This is a genomic window from Leclercia adecarboxylata, assembly GCF_035787115.1.
In the GTDB taxonomy this organism is placed as follows: domain Bacteria; phylum Pseudomonadota; class Gammaproteobacteria; order Enterobacterales; family Enterobacteriaceae; genus Enterobacter; species Enterobacter adecarboxylatus_E.
On record NZ_JALKTL010000003.1, the window covers coordinates 457027 to 477913 of the forward strand.

General features: G+C 54.6%; 17 protein-coding genes. 14 read left to right on the top strand and 3 right to left on the bottom strand.

From position 1 onward, the window contains the following. Positions 1-29 precede the first annotated feature (29 nt). The gene (gene satP / locus MXM41_RS13025) at positions 30-599 is read right to left on the bottom strand and encodes an acetate uptake transporter (RefSeq protein WP_325932399.1); all 570 of its coding nucleotides are present in this window, start codon (positions 597-599) and stop codon (positions 30-32) included. 296 nt (positions 600-895) lie between these two features. On the opposite strand from satP, the gene dnaK reads away from it, so the two are divergent. The 4 genes from dnaK to nhaR all read left to right on the top strand — a co-directional run bounded on the left by dnaK (position 896) and on the right by nhaR (position 6341). After that, complete coding sequence (gene dnaK, locus MXM41_RS13030) at positions 896-2815, top strand: molecular chaperone DnaK (RefSeq protein ID WP_325932400.1); 1920 nt, start codon at positions 896-898, stop codon at positions 2813-2815. Positions 2816-2901: 86 nt separating this feature from the next. After that, the gene (gene dnaJ / locus MXM41_RS13035) at positions 2902-4035 is read left to right on the top strand and encodes a molecular chaperone DnaJ (RefSeq protein ID WP_250587726.1); all 1134 of its coding nucleotides are present in this window, start codon (positions 2902-2904) and stop codon (positions 4033-4035) included. A gap of 171 nt (positions 4036-4206) precedes the next feature. Next, on the top strand, positions 4207-5382 hold the full coding sequence (gene nhaA / locus MXM41_RS13040; RefSeq protein WP_325932403.1) for a Na+/H+ antiporter NhaA: 1176 nt from the start codon (positions 4207-4209) through the stop codon (positions 5380-5382). Between the two features lie 59 nt (positions 5383-5441). Further along, positions 5442-6341 (top strand): transcriptional activator NhaR, encoded by a 900-nt coding sequence (gene nhaR, locus MXM41_RS13045; RefSeq protein WP_325932405.1) that lies wholly within the window; start codon positions 5442-5444, stop codon positions 6339-6341. A 59-nt stretch (positions 6342-6400) separates the two neighbouring features. Here nhaR and rpsT read toward each other — a convergent pair whose 3' ends face one another. After that, positions 6401-6664, bottom strand: a complete 264-nt coding sequence (rpsT, locus tag MXM41_RS13050; RefSeq protein WP_008502037.1) for a 30S ribosomal protein S20 — start codon at positions 6662-6664, stop codon at positions 6401-6403. Between the two features lie 329 nt (positions 6665-6993). Here rpsT and ribF point away from each other — a divergent pair, with 329 nt between their 5' ends. From ribF to ispH, 5 genes are all read left to right on the top strand, one after another. Continuing rightward, positions 6994-7932, top strand: a complete 939-nt coding sequence (ribF, locus tag MXM41_RS13060) for a bifunctional riboflavin kinase/FAD synthetase (RefSeq protein ID WP_325932407.1) — start codon at positions 6994-6996, stop codon at positions 7930-7932. Positions 7933-7965: 33 nt separating this feature from the next. Then, entirely contained in the window at positions 7966-10782 is a 2817-nt protein-coding gene (gene ileS, locus MXM41_RS13065) for an isoleucine--tRNA ligase (RefSeq protein WP_325932409.1), read from the top strand. After that, on the top strand, positions 10782-11282 hold the full coding sequence (lspA, locus tag MXM41_RS13070; protein WP_039030431.1) for a signal peptidase II: 501 nt from the start codon (positions 10782-10784) through the stop codon (positions 11280-11282). Before ileS ends, lspA begins: the two co-directional genes overlap by 1 nt. Positions 11283-11376: 94 nt before the next feature. Next, positions 11377-11847 carry an FKBP-type peptidyl-prolyl cis-trans isomerase gene (gene fkpB / locus MXM41_RS13075; RefSeq protein ID WP_325932410.1) on the top strand — a complete coding sequence of 157 codons (471 nt, stop codon included), beginning with the start codon at positions 11377-11379 and terminating at the stop codon, positions 11845-11847. Next, on the top strand, positions 11828-12778 hold the full coding sequence (gene ispH / locus MXM41_RS13080) for a 4-hydroxy-3-methylbut-2-enyl diphosphate reductase (RefSeq protein ID WP_325932411.1): 951 nt from the start codon (positions 11828-11830) through the stop codon (positions 12776-12778). The genes fkpB and ispH overlap by 20 nt, the downstream gene beginning before the upstream one ends. A gap of 17 nt (positions 12779-12795) precedes the next feature. On the opposite strand, the gene MXM41_RS13085 is transcribed toward ispH, so the two are convergent. Then, positions 12796-13701, bottom strand: coding sequence for a LysR family transcriptional regulator (locus MXM41_RS13085; RefSeq protein ID WP_325932413.1), 906 nt, complete (start codon positions 13699-13701; stop codon positions 12796-12798). A 92-nt stretch (positions 13702-13793) separates the two neighbouring features. Here MXM41_RS13085 and MXM41_RS13090 point away from each other — a divergent pair, with 92 nt between their 5' ends. From MXM41_RS13090 to MXM41_RS13115, 5 genes are all read left to right on the top strand, one after another. Further along, complete coding sequence (locus MXM41_RS13090; RefSeq protein WP_325932414.1) at positions 13794-14435, top strand: alanyl-tRNA editing protein; 642 nt, start codon at positions 13794-13796, stop codon at positions 14433-14435. A 344-nt stretch (positions 14436-14779) separates the two neighbouring features. Continuing rightward, entirely contained in the window at positions 14780-15601 is an 822-nt protein-coding gene (gene dapB, locus MXM41_RS13100) for a 4-hydroxy-tetrahydrodipicolinate reductase (RefSeq protein WP_325932415.1), read from the top strand. A gap of 455 nt (positions 15602-16056) precedes the next feature. Next, a complete protein-coding gene (gene carA / locus MXM41_RS13105; RefSeq protein ID WP_325932416.1) occupies positions 16057-17205 on the top strand; it encodes a glutamine-hydrolyzing carbamoyl-phosphate synthase small subunit in 1149 nt (382 codons plus the stop codon). Between the two features lie 18 nt (positions 17206-17223). Then, entirely contained in the window at positions 17224-20448 is a 3225-nt protein-coding gene (carB, locus tag MXM41_RS13110) for a carbamoyl-phosphate synthase large subunit (RefSeq protein WP_325932417.1), read from the top strand. A 189-nt stretch (positions 20449-20637) separates the two neighbouring features. After that, entirely contained in the window at positions 20638-20871 is a 234-nt protein-coding gene (locus MXM41_RS13115) for a YgdI/YgdR family lipoprotein (protein WP_325932418.1), read from the top strand. Positions 20872-20887: the final 16 nt, after the last annotated feature.

Below are 20887 nucleotides of genomic sequence, written 5' to 3' on the forward strand. Positions count from 1 at the left end.
TCGTGCCCGCAGGGCGGGCACGAAGGGGATCAGTGTTTTTCACCAATCGGCAGAACGGTGCGACCGAACTGCTCGTTCAGGACTTCGCCCATTGCCAGATAGATGGCGCTGGCGCCGCAAACCAGGCCAATCCAGCCCGCCACGTGGATAATGGCTTCGCCATTATCCACCAGATGGCCCACTGACAGCAGGGCGAACAGCACGGTCAGGCTCAGGAACACGAACTGCAGCGCGCGGTTACCTACCAGCGTGCCGAAGAACATGAACAGCGTGAAGACCCCCCACAGGCCCAGATAAACGCCCAGGAACTGTGGATTTGCCGCCTCGGTCAGACCCATTTTCGGCATCAGCAGAATGGCGACCAGGGTCAGCCAGAATGAACCGTAAGAGGTGAACGCGGTTAAACCAAAGGTGTTGCCTTTCTTATATTCCAGCAGGCCCGCGAAGATCTGTGCGATACCGCCGTAAAAAATGCCCATCGCCAGGATAATGCCATCCATCGGGAACATCCCGAGGTTGTGCAGGTTCAGCAGAATAGTGGTCATGCCAAAACCCATCAGGCCCAGCGGAGCCGGATTAGCCAACTTAGTGTTGCCCATAAGTCCTCAAAAAAATCATCATTAATATGGTGAAATAGTGGATCCCACGCCAATTCTCCCTGGCGGGGCGCGGCATCATAATGGGCGCCATCGATGCCGTCTATGATCTAATCAGGGTGAAATTAAAAATTTTTTTATGCGTCCCCCTTGATGGATGCCGTTGCGACCCCATCTTGTAGTCAACCGCAGTGTGTGGACCTGAAAAAAATCAAATCTGGGCAGTTGAAAAAGCACCTTCTGCCCTTATTACAGGTACACAACCACATGTTGACCGAATTTATAGTGGAGACGTTTAGATGGGTAAAATTATTGGTATCGACTTGGGTACTACCAACTCTTGTGTAGCGATTATGGACGGCACTACTGCACGTGTGCTGGAGAATGCCGAGGGCGATCGCACCACGCCTTCTATCATTGCCTATACCCAGGATGGTGAAACTCTGGTTGGTCAGCCGGCTAAACGTCAGGCAGTGACAAACCCGCAAAACACACTGTTTGCGATCAAGCGCCTGATTGGCCGTCGCTTCCAGGATGAAGAAGTTCAGCGTGATGAAGCCATCATGCCGTACAAAATCATCGGCGCTGAAAACGGCGATGCATGGATTGATGTAAAAGGTCAGAAAATGGCACCGCCGCAGATTTCTGCTGAAGTGCTGAAAAAAATGAAGAAAACGGCTGAAGATTACCTGGGTGAAGCGGTAACGGAAGCAGTTATCACCGTACCAGCATACTTCAACGATGCTCAGCGTCAGGCAACTAAAGACGCCGGCCGTATCGCGGGTCTGGAAGTCAAACGTATCATCAACGAACCTACCGCAGCAGCGCTGGCTTACGGTCTGGATAAAGAAGTGGGTAACCGCACTATCGCGGTATACGACCTTGGTGGCGGTACTTTCGATATCTCTATTATCGAAATCGACGAAGTTGACGGTGAAAAGACCTTCGAAGTTCTGGCAACCAACGGTGATACCCACCTGGGTGGTGAAGACTTCGATAGCCGTATGATCAACTATCTCGTTGACGAATTTAAGAAAGATCAGGGCATTGACCTGCGTAACGATCCGCTGGCAATGCAGCGCCTGAAAGAAGCCGCAGAAAAAGCGAAAATTGAGCTCTCTTCTGCGCAGCAGACCGATGTGAACCTGCCGTACATCACTGCAGACGCCACCGGTCCAAAACACATGAACATCAAAGTGACTCGCGCGAAACTGGAAAGCCTGGTCGAAGATCTGGTTAACCGTTCCATCGAGCCGCTGAAGGTTGCTCTGCAGGATGCTGGTCTGTCTGTATCCGAAATTCAGGATGTTATCCTGGTGGGTGGTCAGACCCGTATGCCAATGGTTCAGAAGAAAGTCGCTGAATTCTTTGGTAAAGAGCCGCGTAAAGACGTTAACCCGGACGAAGCCGTTGCTATCGGTGCTGCTGTTCAGGGCGGCGTACTGACCGGTGATGTCAAAGACGTACTGCTGCTGGACGTTACCCCGCTGTCTCTGGGTATCGAAACCATGGGCGGTGTGATGACGGCGCTGATCGCCAAAAATACCACCATCCCGACCAAGCACAGCCAGGTGTTCTCTACCGCTGAAGACAACCAGTCTGCGGTAACCATCCATGTGCTGCAGGGTGAGCGTAAACGTGCCGCAGATAACAAGGATCTGGGCCAGTTTAACCTCGATGGTATCAGCCCGGCACCGCGCGGCATGCCTCAGATCGAAGTTACCTTCGACATCGATGCTGACGGTATCCTGCACGTTTCCGCGAAGGACAAAAACAGCGGTAAAGAGCAGAAGATCACCATCAAGGCCTCTTCTGGTCTGAACGAAGAAGAGATCCAGAAAATGGTTCGCGAAGCTGAAGCGAACGCCGAGTCTGACCGTAAGTTCGAAGAGCTGGTTCAGACCCGCAACCAGGGTGACCATCTGCTGCACAGCACCCGTAAGCAGGTTGAAGAAGCGGGCGATAAACTGCCAGCTGACGACAAAACGGCTATCGAGTCTGCACTGAGCGCGCTGGAAGCGTCCCTGAAAGGCGAAGACAAAGCCGACATCGAAGCGAAGATGCAGGAACTGGCGCAGGTTTCCCAGAAGCTGATGGAAATCGCGCAGCAGCAGCACGCACAGCAGCAGGCTGGCGCGGGCGCTGACGCTTCTGCGAACAACGCGAAAGATGACGATGTTGTCGACGCAGAGTTTGAAGAAGTGAAAGACAAAAAATAATCGCCCTTTGAACGGGTAATACACTGGCACGGGCGAAGAGGTTTCCTCTCCGCCCGTGCACGCATGTTAGGGGCAGATAAAACAAGATGGCAAAGCAAGACTATTACGAGATTTTAGGCGTTTCCAAAACAGCGGAAGAGCGTGAAATCAAAAAGGCGTATAAGCGCCTGGCCATGAAATATCACCCGGACCGCAACCAGGGTGACAAAGAGGCCGAAGCCAAATTTAAAGAGATCAAAGAAGCCTACGAAGTCCTGACCGATGCGCAGAAACGTGCAGCCTACGATCAGTACGGCCATGCTGCATTTGAACAGGGCGGTATGGGCGGCGGCGGATTCGGTGGCGGCGGCGCGGACTTCAGCGATATCTTTGGTGACGTGTTCGGCGATATCTTCGGCGGTGGCCGCGGCCGTCAGCGTGCGGCCCGTGGCGCAGATCTGCGTTACAACATGGAGCTGACCCTGGAAGAGGCGGTCCGTGGCGTGACGAAAGAGATCCGCATTCCAACGCTGGAAGAGTGCGACGTCTGCCACGGCAGCGGTGCGAAAGTGGGTACTAAACCGCAGACCTGTCCAACCTGTCACGGTTCTGGTCAGGTGCAGATGCGCCAGGGCTTCTTCGCGGTGCAGCAGAGCTGTCCACACTGTCAGGGCCGCGGTACGCTGATTAAGGATCCGTGCAATAAGTGTCACGGTCATGGTCGCGTCGAGAAGACCAAAACCCTGTCCGTTAAAATCCCGGCGGGCGTGGATACCGGCGACCGTATTCGTCTGTCTGGCGAAGGTGAAGCAGGCGAGCATGGCGCACCGGCAGGCGATCTGTACGTTCAGGTTCAGGTGAAGCAGCACGCCATTTTCGAACGCGAAGGTAACAACCTGTACTGCGAAGTGCCAATCAACTTTGCTATGGCGGCGATGGGCGGCGAGATCGAAGTACCAACCCTTGACGGTCGCGTAAACCTGAAAGTACCTGGCGAAACCCAGACCGGTAAGCTGTTCCGTATGCGTGGTAAAGGCGTTAAATCCGTGCGTGGCGGTGCCCAGGGCGACCTGCTTTGCCGCGTGGTGGTGGAAACCCCGGTTGGCCTGAATGAAAAGCAGAAGCAGCTGTTGAGAGAGTTGCAGGAGAGCTTTGGTGGTCCGACGGGTGAGAACAACAGCCCGCGTTCCAAAAGCTTCTTTGATGGCGTGAAGAAATTCTTCGATGATTTGACGCGCTAACTCTTATCTGAAGCTAATCTCAAAGCCCGGAAATTTTCCGGGCTTTTTTATAGCTGGAAAACTAGGTTCGGAAAAACTGAGTGTACACTCAATATTAACCTGCTTTTACCGATGAATATCCGCGAGTAAGATGGTTTTAACGAAGGATTGTCGTAAAAAGAGAGAGTAATAGTGAAACTTCTACATCGTTTTTTCCATAATGAAGCCTCTGGCGGCATCATTCTTATGCTGGCCGCAGCCATCGCTATGCTGCTGGCAAACCTGGGCCCGACCCGCGGCCTGTATCATACGTTTCTGGAGACCCCCGTTGAGTTGCGGGTCGGTTTACTGGAAATCAACAAGAACATGCTGCTGTGGATCAACGATGCACTGATGGCGGTCTTTTTCCTGCTCGTGGGGCTGGAGGTCAAGCGTGAGCTGGTACAAGGCTCTCTGGCCAGCCGTCAGCGCGCAGCGTTCCCGGTTATTGCCGCCATCGGCGGGATGGTGGTTCCGGCGCTCATCTACCTGGCCTTTAACTATCAGGATCCCATTGCCCGGGACGGTTGGGCGATCCCGGCAGCAACGGACATCGCCTTTGCATTGGGTGTTCTGGCACTGTTAGGCAACCGCGTGCCGATGGCGTTAAAAATTTTCCTGATGGCGCTGGCAATCATCGATGACCTGGGCGCAATCGTCATTATTGCTCTGTTCTATACCAGCGAATTGTCGGTGTTGTCGTTGGCGGTTGCTGCTGCAGCCATCGCAGTGCTGGCGCTGCTCAATATCTGCAATGTTCGTCGTATTGGTATCTATGTTCTGGTTGGGATGGTGCTGTGGACGGCCGTGCTGAAATCGGGGGTGCATGCCACCCTGGCCGGGGTGATTATCGGCTTCTTTGTGCCGCTAAAGCCGCAGGAAGGCAAATCGCCGGCGAAACAGTTAGAGCACGTTTTGCATCCGTGGGTCGCTTTTATGATCCTGCCGCTCTTTGCATTCGCTAACGCGGGTGTGTCACTTGAGGGGGTCACTCTGGGTGGATTGACGTCAATGCTGCCGCTGGGGATCATTGCCGGACTGTTTATCGGTAAGCCGCTCGGGATCAGCCTCTTCTGCTGGCTGGCGCTGAAATTCAAGCTGGCCACTTTGCCGCACGGAACTACCCGTCGGCAGATCATGGCCGTTGGCGTGCTGTGCGGGATCGGCTTTACAATGTCGATCTTCATCTCAACACTGGCGTTTGGCGCGCATGCTCCGGAACTTATCATCTGGGCTAAACTGGCTATCTTAACCGGATCGCTGATGGCTGCGTTTGTGGGTTATATGTTACTGAAGACGAAATTGCCGTCGCAGGCGCATCCGGCGTAACGGGACTCCGGGAGGGACAGGCAGCCCTCCCGTTAACACTATCAGGGAGCGAGGATCGCATGTCTCATCTTAACTACAACCATCTATATTACTTCTGGCATGTCTATAAAGAGGGCTCGGTTGTCGGCGCAGCAGAGGCGCTCTATCTGACGCCGCAGACCATTACCGGGCAGATAAAAGCGCTGGAGGAGCGCCTGCAGGGGAAGCTGTTCAAACGCAAAGGACGTGGTATTGAGCCAAGCGAACTTGGCGAGCTGGTGTTTCGCTACGCAGACAAAATGTTTACCCTGAGCCAGGAGATGCTGGACATTGTGAATTACCGCAAGGAGTCGAACCTGCTGTTCGATGTGGGCATTGCGGATGCACTGTCAAAACGGCTGGTCAGCGGGGTACTGGACGCGGCAGTCGTACATGATGAGCAGATCCATCTGCGCTGCTTTGAATCGACGCACGAGATGCTGCTGGAGCAGTTGAGCCAGCATAAGCTGGATATGATTATCTCCGATTGCCCCATCGATTCCACGCAGCAGGAAGGTCTTTTTTCTGTGAAAATTGGCGAATGCGGCGTTAGCTTCTGGTGCAGCAATCCGCCGCCGGAAAAACCCTTTCCTGCCTGTCTGGAAGAGCGACGTTTACTGGTTCCCGGGCGACGTTCGATGCTGGGACGCAAGCTGCTGAACTGGTTTAACTCTCAGGGGCTGAATGTTGAAATTTTGGGTGAGTTCGACGATGCCGCGCTGATGAAAGCGTTCGGTGAAGCGCATAACGCGATTTTTGTCGCCCCGACGCTATATGCCCAGGATCTTTATGCGGACGAGAAAATTACCGAGATAGGCCGGGTGGATAACGTGATGGAAGAGTATCACGCGATATTTGCCGAACGGATGATTCAACATCCGGCGGTGCAGCGTATCTGTAATGAGGATTATTCCGCGCTGTTTACGCCACCAGCACTCTGAAGCCATAAAAAAACCCGCGTTAAGCGGGTTCTTTTAAAACAAGCAACAACAAATAGCGATTAAGCCAGTTTGTTGATCTGCGCGGTCAGGTTAGCCTTATGACGCGCTGCTTTGTTTTTGTGGATCAGACCTTTAGCAGCCTGACGATCCACGATTGGTTGCATTTCGTTAAATGCGTTCTGCGCAGCAGCTTTGTCGCCAGCTTCGATAGCTGCGTATACTTTCTTGATGAAAGTACGCATCATAGAGCGACGGCTTGCATTGTGCTTACGAGCCTTTTCAGACTGGATAGCACGTTTCTTAGCTGATTTGATATTAGCCAAGGTCCAACTCCCAAATATGATCTATGTGGACAATTCAAAGGCCGAGGAATATGCCCTCTATACCTTCTTTTGTCAATGGATTTGTGCAAATAAGCGCCGTTAATGTGGCGACGCTACGTTACGTAGTGATGGCGCAGGATTCTACCAGCTTGTCGTTCCTGAATACAGCTTTTCGGTACAAAAATCGTTATCTGCTGACAGTTTTTTTCGCTCCGAAAGGTCAGCATCATGAAATCATTACGGCTTTCTGTTTAGCGGTGACAATCGCCGGTTAACCTTGACCGCTGTACAAGGTATACTCTGGCGATTTTCACTGTTTTGAGCCAGTCATGAAGCTGATACGCGGCATACATAATCTCAGTCAGGCCCCGCACGGGTGTGTGCTGACTATTGGTAATTTCGACGGCGTGCATCGTGGGCATCAGGTGCTGTTGCAGGGATTACGTGAAGAGGGGCGGGCACGGGGTCTGCCGGTGGTCGTCATGATTTTTGAACCGCAGCCGCTGGAGCTTTTTGCCGGCGAAAAGGCGCCTGCGCGCCTGACCCGCCTGCGTGAAAAATTATGTTACCTCGCGCAGTGCGGCGTGGACTATGTCCTGTGCATCCGATTCGACCGACGCTTTGCAGCCCTGACGGCACAAAATTTTGTCGGCGACCTGCTGGTCGATCGCCTTGGCGTGCAGTTTTTGGCGGTGGGCGATGATTTCCGCTTTGGCGCTGGTCGTCAGGGGGATTTCTTGCTATTACAGAAGGCTGGTCTCGAGTATGGCTTTGACGTCACCAGCACCCAGACCTTTTGCGAAGGCGGCGTGCGCATCAGCAGCACGGCAGTTCGACAAGCATTAGCCGATGACGATCTGGATAGCGCAGCAAAACTGCTCGGGCGCCCTTTTTCCATTTCCGGGCGGGTCGTGCATGGCGATGAACTGGGTCGCACCATTGGTTTCCCTACGGCGAATCTACCGCTGCGCCGTCAGGTTTCCCCGGTCAAAGGGGTTTATGCGGTAGAAGTGACGGGGCTGGGGGATAAGCCTTTACCGGGCGTCGCCAATATTGGTACCCGTCCAACGGTTGCTGGCGTGCGCCAGCAGCTCGAAGTGCATTTGCTGGACGTTGTAATGGACCTCTACGGTCGCCATATAGATGTAATCCTGCGTAAAAAAATACGCAATGAGCAGCGATTCGCCTCGCTTGATGAGCTGAAAGCGCAAATCGCGAGAGATGAATTAACAGCCCGCGAAATGTTTGGGCTATCGAACCCGGCTTAATGCCTGAGATATAAATACGGAACCGAGAATCTGATGAGTGACTATAAATCAACCCTGAATTTGCCGGAAACAGGGTTCCCGATGCGCGGCGACCTTGCCAAGCGCGAACCGGGAATGCTGGCGCGTTGGACCGATGATGACCTGTACGGCATCATCCGTGCAGCCAAAAAAGGTAAAAAAACTTTCATTCTGCATGATGGCCCTCCCTATGCGAATGGCAGCATTCATATTGGTCACTCTGTAAACAAGATTCTGAAAGACATTATCGTTAAGTCCAAGGGCTTAATGGGCTATGACTCGCCTTACGTTCCAGGCTGGGACTGCCACGGTCTGCCGATCGAGCTGAAAGTGGAGCAGGAGTTTGGTAAGCCGGGTGAGAAGTTCACCGCTGCTGAATTCCGCGCCAAATGCCGCGAATACGCTGCCACGCAGGTTGATGGTCAGCGTGCAGATTTTATCCGTCTGGGCGTGCTGGGCGACTGGTCGCACCCGTACCTGACCATGGACTTCAAAACCGAAGCCAACATCATCCGTGCGCTGGGTAAAATCATCGGCAACGGCCACCTGCATAAAGGCGCCAAGCCAGTGCACTGGTGCGTGGACTGCCGCTCTGCGCTGGCAGAGGCAGAGGTGGAGTATTACGACAAAACCTCCCCGTCCATCGATGTAGCCTTTGAAGGCGTCGATCAGGCTGCGCTGCAGGGTAAGTTTGGCCTGCCGGGCGTCAACGGCCCGATCTCGCTGGTAATCTGGACCACCACCCCGTGGACCCTGCCTGCCAACCGTGCGATCTCCCTGTCTGCAGAGTTTGAATACGCGCTGGTACAGGTTGAAGGCCGTGCGTTGATCCTGGCGAAAGATCTGGTTGAGAGCGTACTGAAACGCGCAAACATCACCGACTACACCGTACTCGGCACCGTGAAAGGCGCTGAGCTGGAGCTGATGCGCTTTAAGCACCCGTTCCTCGATTTCGATGTTCCGGCGATCCTGGGCGAGCACGTCACCCTGGAAGCGGGTACCGGTGCGGTACATACCGCCGGTGGTCACGGCCCGGATGACTACAACATCAGCCTGCAGTACGGTCTGGAAATCGCTAACCCGGTTGGTCCGGATGGCGCTTACCTGCCTGGCACATACCCGACGCTGGACGGTATCAACGTCTTTAAAGCTAACGACATCATCGTCAACATGCTGCGCGACAACGGCTCGCTGCTGCACGTTGAAAAAATGCAGCACAGCTATCCATGCTGCTGGCGCCACAAGACGCCGATCATCTTCCGTGCAACCCCGCAGTGGTTCGTCAGCATGGATCAGAAAGGCCTGCGCGCGCAGTCACTTTCTGAGATCAAAGGCGTGCAGTGGATCCCGGACTGGGGCCAGGCGCGTATCGAATCTATGGTGGCTAACCGTCCTGACTGGTGTATCTCTCGTCAGCGTACCTGGGGCGTGCCGATGTCGCTGTTCGTGCATAAAGAGACGCAGGAACTGCACCCACGCACGCTGGAGCTGATGGAAGAAGTCGCTAAACGCGTTGAAGTGGACGGCATTCAGGCGTGGTGGGATCTCGACTCCCGCGACATTCTGGGCGCTGACGCTGACAGCTACGAGAAAGTGCCGGATACCCTGGACGTCTGGTTTGACTCCGGGTCCACCCACTCTTCCGTGGTTGATGTGCGCCCTGAGTTTGCTGGTCACGCAGCCGACATGTATCTGGAAGGTTCTGACCAACACCGTGGCTGGTTCATGTCATCGCTGATGATCTCCACCGCCATGAAGGGCAAAGCGCCATACCGTCAGGTGCTGACTCACGGTTTCACCGTGGATGGTCAGGGACGCAAAATGTCCAAATCTATCGGTAATACCGTTTCTCCACAGGATGTGATGAACAAACTGGGCGCTGACATTCTGCGTCTGTGGGTGGCATCAACCGACTACACTGGCGAAATGGCGGTCTCTGACGAGATCCTGAAACGTGCTGCCGACAGCTATCGTCGTATCCGTAACACCGCGCGCTTCCTGCTGGCAAACCTGAACGGTTTTGATCCAGCGAAAGACATGGTGAAACCGGAAGATATGGTGGTACTGGATCGCTGGGCGGTAGGCTGTGCGCAGGCGGCGCAGGAAGATATCGTTAAAGCGTATGACTCATACGACTTCCACGAAGTGGTGCAGCGCCTGATGCGCTTCTGCTCCATTGAAATGGGCTCGTTCTACCTCGACATCATCAAAGACCGTCAGTACACCGCGAAAGCAGACAGCGTGGCGCGTCGTAGCTGCCAGACGGCGCTGTATCATATCGCAGAAGCGCTGGTGCGCTGGATGGCGCCGATCATGTCCTTTACCGCAGATGAGATCTGGGGCTACCTGCCGGGCGATCGTGAGAAGTATGTCTTCACCGGCGAGTGGTATGAAGGTCTGTTTGGTCTGGCTGAGACCGAAGCCATGAACGATGCTTTCTGGGACGAGCTGCTGAAAGTGCGCGGTGAAGTGAACAAGGTGATCGAGCAGGCGCGTACCGACAAGAAAGTAGGCGGCTCTCTGGAAGCGGCAGTGACCCTGTACGCTGAGCCAGAGCTGGCGGCGAAGCTGACGGCGCTGGGGGATGAATTGCGATTTGTCCTGTTGACCTCCGGTGCGAAAGTTGCGGATTATGCCGAGGCGAGCGCTGACGCCCAGCAGAGCGAACTGCTCAAAGGGTTGAAAGTCGCGCTGGCGAAAGCCGATGGTGAGAAGTGCCCGCGCTGCTGGCATTACACTACCGATGTCGGTCAGGTGGCGGAACACGCAGAGATCTGCGGACGCTGTGTCAGCAACGTCGCCGGTGATGGCGAAAAACGTAAGTTTGCCTGATGAGTAAATCACTCTCTTCGACAGGGCTGCGCTGGCTGTGGCTGGTAGTGGTCGTGCTGATTATTGATTTGGGTAGTAAGTACCTGATCCTCCAGAACTTTGCTCTGGGGGATACCGTACCGCTGTTCCCGTCGCTTAATCTGCACTATGCGCGTAACTACGGCGCGGCGTTTAGCTTCCTGGCTGACAGCGGCGGTTGGCAGCGCTGGTTCTTTGCGGGTATCGCTCTCGGTATTTGCGTGGTGCTGGCCGTGCTGATGTACCGCGGGAAAGCCACGCAGAAGCTGAATAACATTGCCTACGCGCTGATCATTGGCGGCGCGCTGGGTAACCTGTTCGACCGTCTGTGGCACGGCTTTGTGGTCGATATGATCGACTTCTACGTCGGCAACTGGCACTTCGCCACCTTCAACCTGGCCGATACGGCGATTTGTATCGGCGCGGCGCTGATTGTGCTGGAAGGCTTCCTGCCGAAGCCCGCAGCGAAAGAGCAGGCGTAACAAAACTCGCCGGGTGGCGCTTCGCTTGCACCGGCCTACGATTTTGTAGGCCCTGTAAGCGCAGCGCTACCGGGTAAACCACAGGCAAAATTGCATGTCCAAATCCGTACAGTCCAACAGCGCGATGCTGGTGCATTTCACGCTGAAACTTGATGATGGCTCCACCGCGGAGTCCACCCGCAATAACGGCAAACCAGCGCTGTTTCGTCTGGGTGATACCTCTCTGTCTGAAGGTCTTGAGCAACAGCTGCTGGGGCTGAAAGAGGGGGAGAAAAAATCGTTCTCTCTGGAGCCGGATGCCGCGTTTGGCGTGCCGAGCCCGGACCTGATCCAGTACTTCTCGCGTCGTGAATTTATGGACGCGGGCGAACCGGAGATTGGGGCAATTATGCTCTTTACCGCTATGGATGGCAGCGAAATGCCAGGCGTGATCCGTGAAATCAACGGCGACTCGATTACCGTCGATTTCAACCACCCTCTCGCCGGGCGTACCGTCCATTTTGATGTTGAAGTACTGGAAATCGACCCGGTACTGGAGGATGTGAATGCAGATCCTGTTGGCTAACCCGCGCGGCTTCTGCGCCGGAGTAGACCGCGCTATCAGCATTGTCGAAAACGCGCTGGAGCTTTACGGCGCGCCTATTTATGTTCGTCACGAGGTGGTGCATAACCGCTACGTGGTGGATAGTCTCCGCGCACGCGGGGCAATCTTTATTGAGCAGATCGACGAAGTGCCGGATGGCGCAATCCTGATCTTCTCCGCGCATGGCGTCTCTCAGGCGGTACGTAACGAAGCGAAAAATCGCGATCTGACCGTTTTCGACGCCACCTGCCCGCTGGTCACCAAAGTGCATATGGAAGTGGCCCGTGCCAGCCGCCGTGGTGAAGAGTCGATCCTGATTGGCCACGCAGGCCACCCGGAAGTGGAAGGGACCATGGGGCAATACAGCAACCCGGAAGGGGGCATGTATCTGGTGGAGTCCCCGGCAGATGTACTGACCCTGAACGTCAAAAACGAAGCGAAGCTGTCGTTTATGACCCAGACCACGCTCTCCGTGGATGATACGTCTGACGTCATTGATGCGCTGCGCCAGCGCTTCCCGAAAATCGTCGGTCCGCGTAAAGATGACATCTGCTACGCCACTACCAACCGTCAGGAAGCAGTGCGCGCCCTGGCGGAGCAGGCGGACGTGGTGCTTGTCGTCGGCTCGAAAAACTCCTCTAACTCCAACCGCCTGGCCGAACTGGCGCAGCGAATGGGGAAAGCAGCCTTCCTGATTGATGATGCCAGCGATATCCAGGAAGCCTGGGTTAAAGACGCGGCCTGCGTCGGTGTCACTGCAGGGGCGTCTGCGCCGGATATTCTGGTGCAGAACGTGATTGTACGTCTACAGGAGCTGGGCGGCGGCGAAGCCATTCCGCTGGCGGGCCGCGAAGAGAATATCGTCTTCGAAGTGCCGAAAGAGCTGCGTATCGACGCGCGAGAAGTTGAATAAAGTTTAAAAAATGCCAGTCACTGAATGACTGGCATTTTTTCACTCAGATAGTTGATCATCGCCCGCATTCGGGCTGGCATATGTTTGTTACGGGTCCATAGCAGCCAGAGGTCGCCCGTATAGCTGCTGATAAACTCCCATGCAGGCAGAACCTGTACGATTTCCCCTCGTTCCAGATCCTCACGCGCCGTAAACAGCGGTAAACTCCCGATGCCGACATGACGTTTGACCGCATCCAGCCGCACGCCAGTGTGGTTAGCCGCGTAGCGGCCGTGCGTCTGTACCATCTCCGTTTTCCCCTGCAACGTAAATTTCCAGCGTGAATCGGCCGGGGTTTCACCGAGCGAAATACAGCTATGCGTCTGGAGGTCTTGCGGATGCTGAGGAGTGCCTGCGCGACGAAGGTATTCTGGCGTCGCGCAAATAATATGTTTTACCGGCATCAGCGGTTTTCCGTACAGGCCAGGAGACGGCGTGTTGGTGATGCGTAATGCCAGATCGACACCATCATCGATCAGATCCATGTAGCGATCTTCCAGACGCAGGCAGACGTCAATTTGCGGGTAGCGCTCCAGGAACGCCGGGATCAGCGGATGGATCACAAACCGTCCCACGGCTTTCGGCACGCTCACCGTGAGCTTTCCCTGCGCAACGGTTTGCAAACTACTACCTGAATCTATTGCCTGCTGTGCCGCTTCCAGCATATCCAGCGCATGTTCATAAACCGATTTTCCGGTTTCGGTAAGTGCCAGCTTGCGTGTGGTACGGTGCAGTAACTTACATCCCATCTCCTTCTCAAGGCGTGAAACACAGCGACTGATTGCCGAGGGCGTAGCTCCTGTAGTACGGGCTGCAGTTGAAAAATTACCGTGTTCTACGATGGTCACGAAGGTAGCAAGATCGGGAAGCAGGGCAGGTTTCATTTGTGTATACCAGGCAATAGTGCATTGTTTGAAAGGAGGATTATCGATGCTTAAGTAATGAATATACTGTCAGGGTACAGAGGAGGACAACTATGACAGAGCGACTTTATTACATAAGTGAAGCGACAGAAGGCCAGGCACAGGTGATCCGTTGCACTGAGGAGCCTGACGGCCGTTACGCTATTGAACTCAATCAGACCCTGTTCCATCCGCAGGGCGGCGGACAACCCGCGGATCGGGGCTTAATCGCGGGCATTGCGGTGGAGAGCGTGAGCCTGCGTGGGGAAGAGGTCATTCACATTCTGGCTCGACCGCTGGCACCAGGCGAGGTGGACATTCAGGTCGATAAAAGCGTGCGAGTGCGTCATTCCCGCTGGCACAGCGCAGGCCATTTGATTGGTTATGCCGGTGAGCGATTTGGCTGGCAACCGGTAAAAGCCCATCACTGGCCTGGTGAAGGACGGATTACTTTTATGTCCCGAGAGCCGCAGGCGTCAATACCCGATGCCTGCGCGCTGCTTGCCCTTATTAACGGCTGGAAAGCGGAAAACCTGCTTCTTCATACCGAAATTGAAGCGGGCAGGCGCAAGGTTCGGTTTGGCAATCTTCCGGCCTATTCGTGTGGCGGAACGCACGTTAAACAGCTGGCAGACACAGGTGAGATGCAGATCCTCGGGCTGAAAATGAAAAAAGGACAGCTGGTGGTCACTTATGCCCTTCACGAGCAGGAGTAACAGGAGTGTGATTAACTCCGGGTGACGACACGCTTTCTGCACCGGCAGTCTGGCCCGGCATGGTCGGACATGCTGATGCGGTATTAACCGCCAAAGAGATCGCTCTAAGGCGGGCGAGCAGCTGTTTACCCGCATTTAGAGTCATGACCAGCCGCTTAAGCGGATCATCCTGCCCCCTGCGCTGATAAGGGAATCATGCGGTTTTCACTGACGATCATGTCTTTAACTGATATCTCTCCCTGTTTATCATTAAATTCTAATTATCGGCGTTTTCTGTGGCAGCCTTTGCGAAGGCTGGTTAATCTGAAAACGATTTACCTCATTTTTAACGTAAGAGAATAACTATGCATGATGCACAGATCCGCGTCGCCATTGCAGGCGCGGGTGGCCGTATGGGTCGTCAGCTGATTCAGGCGGCACTACAAATGGATGGCGTGGCACTTGGCGCGGCGCTGGAGCGTGAAGGCTCATCACTTCTGGGAGCTGACGCGGGCGAACTGGCGGGCGCAGGTAAGACGGGCGTTACCGTACAAAGCAGCCTTGAGGCGGTCAAAGATGACTTCGATGTCTTCATCGATTTTACCCGTCCTGAAGGTACGCTTCAGCACCTGGCATTTTGCCGTCAGCACGGCAAAGGAATGGTGATTGGCACCACCGGTTTTGATGATGCCGGTAAACAAGCCATTCAGGATGCGTCAAACGAAATAGCGATTGTCTTTGCTGCAAACTTCAGCGTGGGTGTGAACGTTATGCTTAAACTGCTTGAGAAGGCGGCGAAGGTGATGGGCGATTATACCGACATTGAAATCATCGAAGCGCACCACCGTTATAAAGTAGATGCGCCGTCCGGCACTGCGCTGGCGATGGGTGAGGCTATTGCTCAGGCGATGGATAAAGATCTGAAAGCGTGCGCTGTCTACACACGGGAAGGTCATACCGGCGAACGTGTTCCTGGCACCATTGGTTTTGCCACCGTGCGTGCAGGTGACATCGTAGGCGAACATACCGCGATGTTTGCCGATATTGGCGAGCGCGTTGAAATCACCCATAAAGCGTCCAGTCGTATGACATTCGCAAATGGCGCAGTTCGTTCTGCAATTTGGCTGAAAGGCAAAAAAGATGGTCTCTTTGACATGCGAGATGTGCTTGATCTTAACAATTTATAATCATGATTACCCTTCGTGATGTGGTTATTGCAGTCATAATCCTTTGATTGCAGAGGGCAATATTTTATTGCCCTTCAATTTTACCTGTTTTGGTGCTATTTTTATTTTAAGTGGTCATAAATCAAAGTTATATACATTATTTTTGTTTCAAAATTGTGAATTTTGACCAAATGGTCCACTTTTTAAGGCAGCAGATTAACTTTTAACAATAAAAATGTCTCGCAAGCGTTTTCTTAAGTGATTTAGTTGATCTTTTTGCCCGTTAACAACCATGCAGCTCATCAGTGACGCAAAAACCACAAATAAATCCCACTTTTTAAGTTGACTTTCCCCTGCCAAATCTCCAGAATGCCGCCGTTTGCCGAAAATCCACTGGCAGCAGATTTGCATTGATTCGTACCCTTGTTATGAATTAATATGCAAATAAAGTGAGTGAATATTCTCTGGAGGGTGTTTTGATTAAGTCAGCGCTATTGGTTCTGGAAGACGGAACCCAGTTTATCGGTCGGGCCATTGGGGCAACAGGTTCGGCGGTTGGGGAAGTCGTTTTCAATACTTCAATGACCGGTTATCAAGAAATCCTCACTGATCCTTCCTATTCCCGCCAAATCGTCACTTTAACTTATCCCCATATTGGTAATGTCGGCTCTAACGCCGCTGATGAAGAGTCCTCCCAGGTACATGCACAAGGTCTGATTATTCGTGACCTGCCGCTGATTGCCAGCAACTACCGCAACACTGAAGACCTCTCGTCCTACCTTAAACGCCATAACATCGTGGCGATTGCCGATATCGATACCCGTAAGCTGACGCGTCTGCTGCGTGAAAAAGGTGCCCAGAATGGTTGCATCATCGCAGGCGACAACCTGGATGCGGCCCTGGCGCTAGAAAAAGCTAAAGCCTTCCCGGGTCTGAACGGCATGGATCTGGCAAAAGAAGTGACCACCGCTGAATCCTACAGCTGGACTCAGGGTAGCTGGACGCTGGCGGGCGAACTGCCGGAAGCGAAAAAAGAGGAAGAACTGCCGTTCCACGTGGTGGCCTACGACTACGGCGCCAAGCGCAATATCCTGCGAATGCTGGTTGACCGCGGCTGCCGCCTGACCGTTGTGCCGGCCAAAACCCCGGCAGACGAAGTCCTGAAGATGAACCCGGATGGGATCTTCCTCTCTAACGGTCCGGGCGACCCGGCACCGTGCGACTACGCTATTGACGCGATTAAAACCTTCCTTGAAACCGATATCCCGGTATTCGGTATCTGTCTCGGCCATCAGCTGCTGGCGCTGGCGAGCGGCGCGAAAACCGTGAAGATGAAGTTCGGTCACCACGGTGGTAACCACCCGGTGAAAGATATCGACAACAACACGGTAATGATTACCGCACAGAACCATGGTTTTGCCGTCGATGAAGCCTCTATGCCTGCCAACCTGCGCGTAACGCACAAGTCGCTGTTTGACGGCACCCTGCAGGGCATTCATCGCACCGACAAACCGGCGTTCAGCTTCCAGGGGCACCCGGAAGCCAGCCCAGGCCCGCATGACGCCGCGCCGCTGTTCGATCACTTCATCGAACTTATCGAGCAATACCGTAAGACCGCTAAATAATCAGGAGCCGAGAAGACCATGCCAAAACGTACAGACATAAAAAGCATCCTGATCCTTGGCGCTGGCCCGATCGTTATCGGCCAGGCCTGCGAATTCGACTACTCGGGCGCCCAGGCGTGTAAAGCCCTGCGTGAAGAGGGTTACCGCGTTATCCTGGTGAACTCCAACCCGGCAACCATCATGACCGACCCGGAAATGGCCGATGCCACCTACATTGAGCCGATTCACTGGGAAGTGGTACGCAAAATCATTGAAAAAGAGCGTCCTGATGCGGTACTGCCGACCATGGGTGGCCAGACGGCGCTGAACTGCGCGCTGGAGCTGGAGCGTCAGGGTGTGCTGGCTGAGTTCGGCGTAACCATGATTGGTGCCACCGCCGATGCGATTGATAAAGCAGAAGATCGCCGTCGCTTCGACGTGGCAATGAAAAAAATCGGCCTCGACACCGCGCGTTCCGGCATCGCTCACAATATGGAAGAAGCGCTGGCGGTTGCTGCCGACGTGGGTTATCCGTGCATCATCCGTCCTAGCTTCACCATGGGCGGCACCGGCGGCGGTATCGCTTACAACCGTGAAGAGTTCGAAGAGATTTGCGCCCGTGGTCTGGACCTCTCTCCAACCAACGAGCTGCTGATTGACGAATCGCTGATCGGCTGGAAAGAGTACGAGATGGAAGTGGTGCGTGATAAAAACGACAACTGCATCATTGTCTGCTCTATCGAAAACTTTGACGCCATGGGTATCCATACCGGTGACTCCATCACCGTGGCGCCGGCCCAGACCCTGACCGATAAAGAGTACCAAATCATGCGTAACGCCTCGATGGCGGTACTGCGTGAAATTGGCGTCGAAACCGGCGGTTCTAACGTACAGTTCTCGGTTAACCCGAAGAATGGTCGTCTGATTGTTATCGAAATGAACCCGCGCGTGTCTCGCTCCTCTGCGCTGGCCTCGAAAGCCACCGGCTTCCCGATTGCCAAAGTGGCGGCGAAACTGGCGGTGGGTTACACCCTTGACGAGCTGATGAACGATATCACCGGCGGTCGTACCCCGGCGTCGTTCGAGCCGTCTATCGACTACGTCGTAACCAAGATCCCTCGCTTCAACTTCGAGAAATTTGCCGGTGCCAATGACCGTCTGACTACCCAGATGAAGTCTGTCGGCGAAGTCATGGCGATTGGCCGTACCCAGCAGGAATCGCTGCAGAAAGCGCTGCGTGGCCTGGAAGTGGGGGCGACCGGTTTCGACCCGAAAGTGAGCCTGGATGACCCGGAAGCACTGACCAAAATTCGTCGCGAGCTGAAAGATGCCGGTGCCGAGCGTATCTGGTACATCGCCGATGCCTTCCGTGCTGGTCTGTCCGTTGACGGCGTCTTCAACCTGACCAACATCGACCGCTGGTTCCTGGTGCAGATTGAAGAGCTGGTACGTCTGGAAGAGAAAGTGGCTGAGCTCGGCATCAACGGTCTCGACGCTGACTTCCTGCGCATGCTGAAGCGTAAAGGCTTTGCCGATGCGCGTCTGGCAAAACTGGCGGGCGTGCGCGAAGCAGAAATCCGCAAGCTGCGTGACCAGTATGACCTGCACCCGGTCTACAAGCGCGTGGATACCTGTGCGGCAGAGTTTGCGACCGATACCGCTTACATGTACTCCACTTATGAAGACGAGTGCGAAGCGAACCCGTCCGTTGACCGCGACAAAATCATGGTGCTGGGCGGCGGTCCAAACCGTATCGGCCAGGGCATCGAGTTCGACTACTGCTGCGTACACGCCTCGCTGGCGCTGCGCGAAGACGGTTACGAGACCATCATGGTCAACTGTAACCCGGAAACCGTCTCCACCGACTACGACACGTCCGACCGCCTCTACTTCGAGCCGGTAACGCTGGAAGACGTGCTGGAAATCGTACGCATTGAGAAGCCAAAAGGCGTTATCGTGCAGTACGGCGGCCAGACTCCGCTGAAACTGGCCCGCGCGCTGGAAGCGGCTGGCGTGCCGGTTATCGGCACAAGCCCGGATGCGATTGACCGTGCTGAAGACCGCGAACGTTTCCAGCATGCCGTTGACCGTCTGAAGCTGAAACAGCCAGCTAACGCCACCGTCACCACCATCGAGCAGGCGGTTGAGAAGGCCAAAGAGATCACCTATCCACTGGTGGTGCGTCCGTCCTATGTCCTGGGTGGTCGTGCAATGGAAATCGTCTACGACGAAGCCGACCTGCGCCGTTACTTCCAGACCGCGGTCAGCGTCTCTAACGATGCGCCAGTGCTGCTGGACCGCTTCCTGGACGATGCGGTGGAAGTTGACGTCGATGCCATCTGCGACGGCGAAAGAGTACTGATTGGCGGCATCATGGAGCACATCGAGCAGGCGGGCGTTCACTCCGGCGACTCCGCATGTTCTCTGCCAGCCTATACGCTGAGCAAGGAAATTCAGGATGTAATGCGCGATCAGGTTCAGAAGCTGGCCTTCGAACTGCAGGTTCGCGGTCTGATGAACGTGCAGTTTGCGGTCAAAGACAACGAAGTCTACCTGATTGAAGTCAACCCGCGTGCGGCACGTACCGTCCCGTTCGTCTCCAAAGCTACCGGCATCCCGCTGGCAAAAGTGGCGGCACGCGTGATGGCGGGCCAGACTCTGGCACAGCAGGGCGTAACCAAAGAGATTATCCCGCCGTACTACTCGGTGAAAGAAGTGGTGCTGCCGTTCAACAAATTCCCGGGCGTTGACCCGCTGTTAGGGCCAGAAATGCGCTCTACCGGTGAAGTTATGGGCGTGGGCCGCACCTTCGCAGAAGCCTTTGCTAAAGCGCAACTGGGCAGTAACTCCACCATGAAGAAACAGGGCCGCGCGCTGCTGTCTGTCCGTGAAGGGGATAAAGAGCGTGTGGTAGACCTGGCGGCGAAACTGCTGAAATATGGCTTCGAGCTGGACGCGACCCACGGCACCGCGATTGTGCTGGGTGAAGCGGGCATCAACCCACGTCTGGTGAATAAGGTGCATGAGGGTCGTCCGCACATTCAGGACCGTATCAAGAATGGCGAATATACCTACATCATCAATACCACCGAAGGACGTCAGGCGATTGAGGACTCCAAGCTGATTCGCCGCAGCGCACTGCAGTACAAAGTGCACTACGACACCACCCTGAACGGCGGTTTTGCGACAGCCATGGCGCTGAACGCGGATGCCACCGAGAAGGTGATTTCGGTACAAGAGATGCACGCGCAAATTAACAAGTAACAGGCATGTTATCGTAGGCCCGGTAAGCGCAAGCGCCGCCGGGAAAACGGCGGGTATCGCGTATGCTTACCCGCCCTACGATGGCGCTGAACCCCTTCAGAACCTTCTGCTTTTCCATCTCCCGTCAGTCAGTTAGCCTAAAATTATCAGGTCAATAATTAAATCCAACTGAAAAGCAGGGAGTACACCATGCGAAACAATCTTTTGCTGACCTCAATTTTTGCAGCCGCAGCACTGTTCACCGTAGCCGGATGTTCATCTAACCAGGCGGTAAAAACCACCGACGGTAAAACCATTATCACCGACGGCAAACCGCAGGTAGATGATGACACCGGTCTGGTCTCGTATGAAAATGCGGAAACCGGGCAGACCGAGCAGATCAACCGCGATCAGGTAAAATCCATGGGTGAGCTGGATAACTGATAAAAAAATGCAGCGG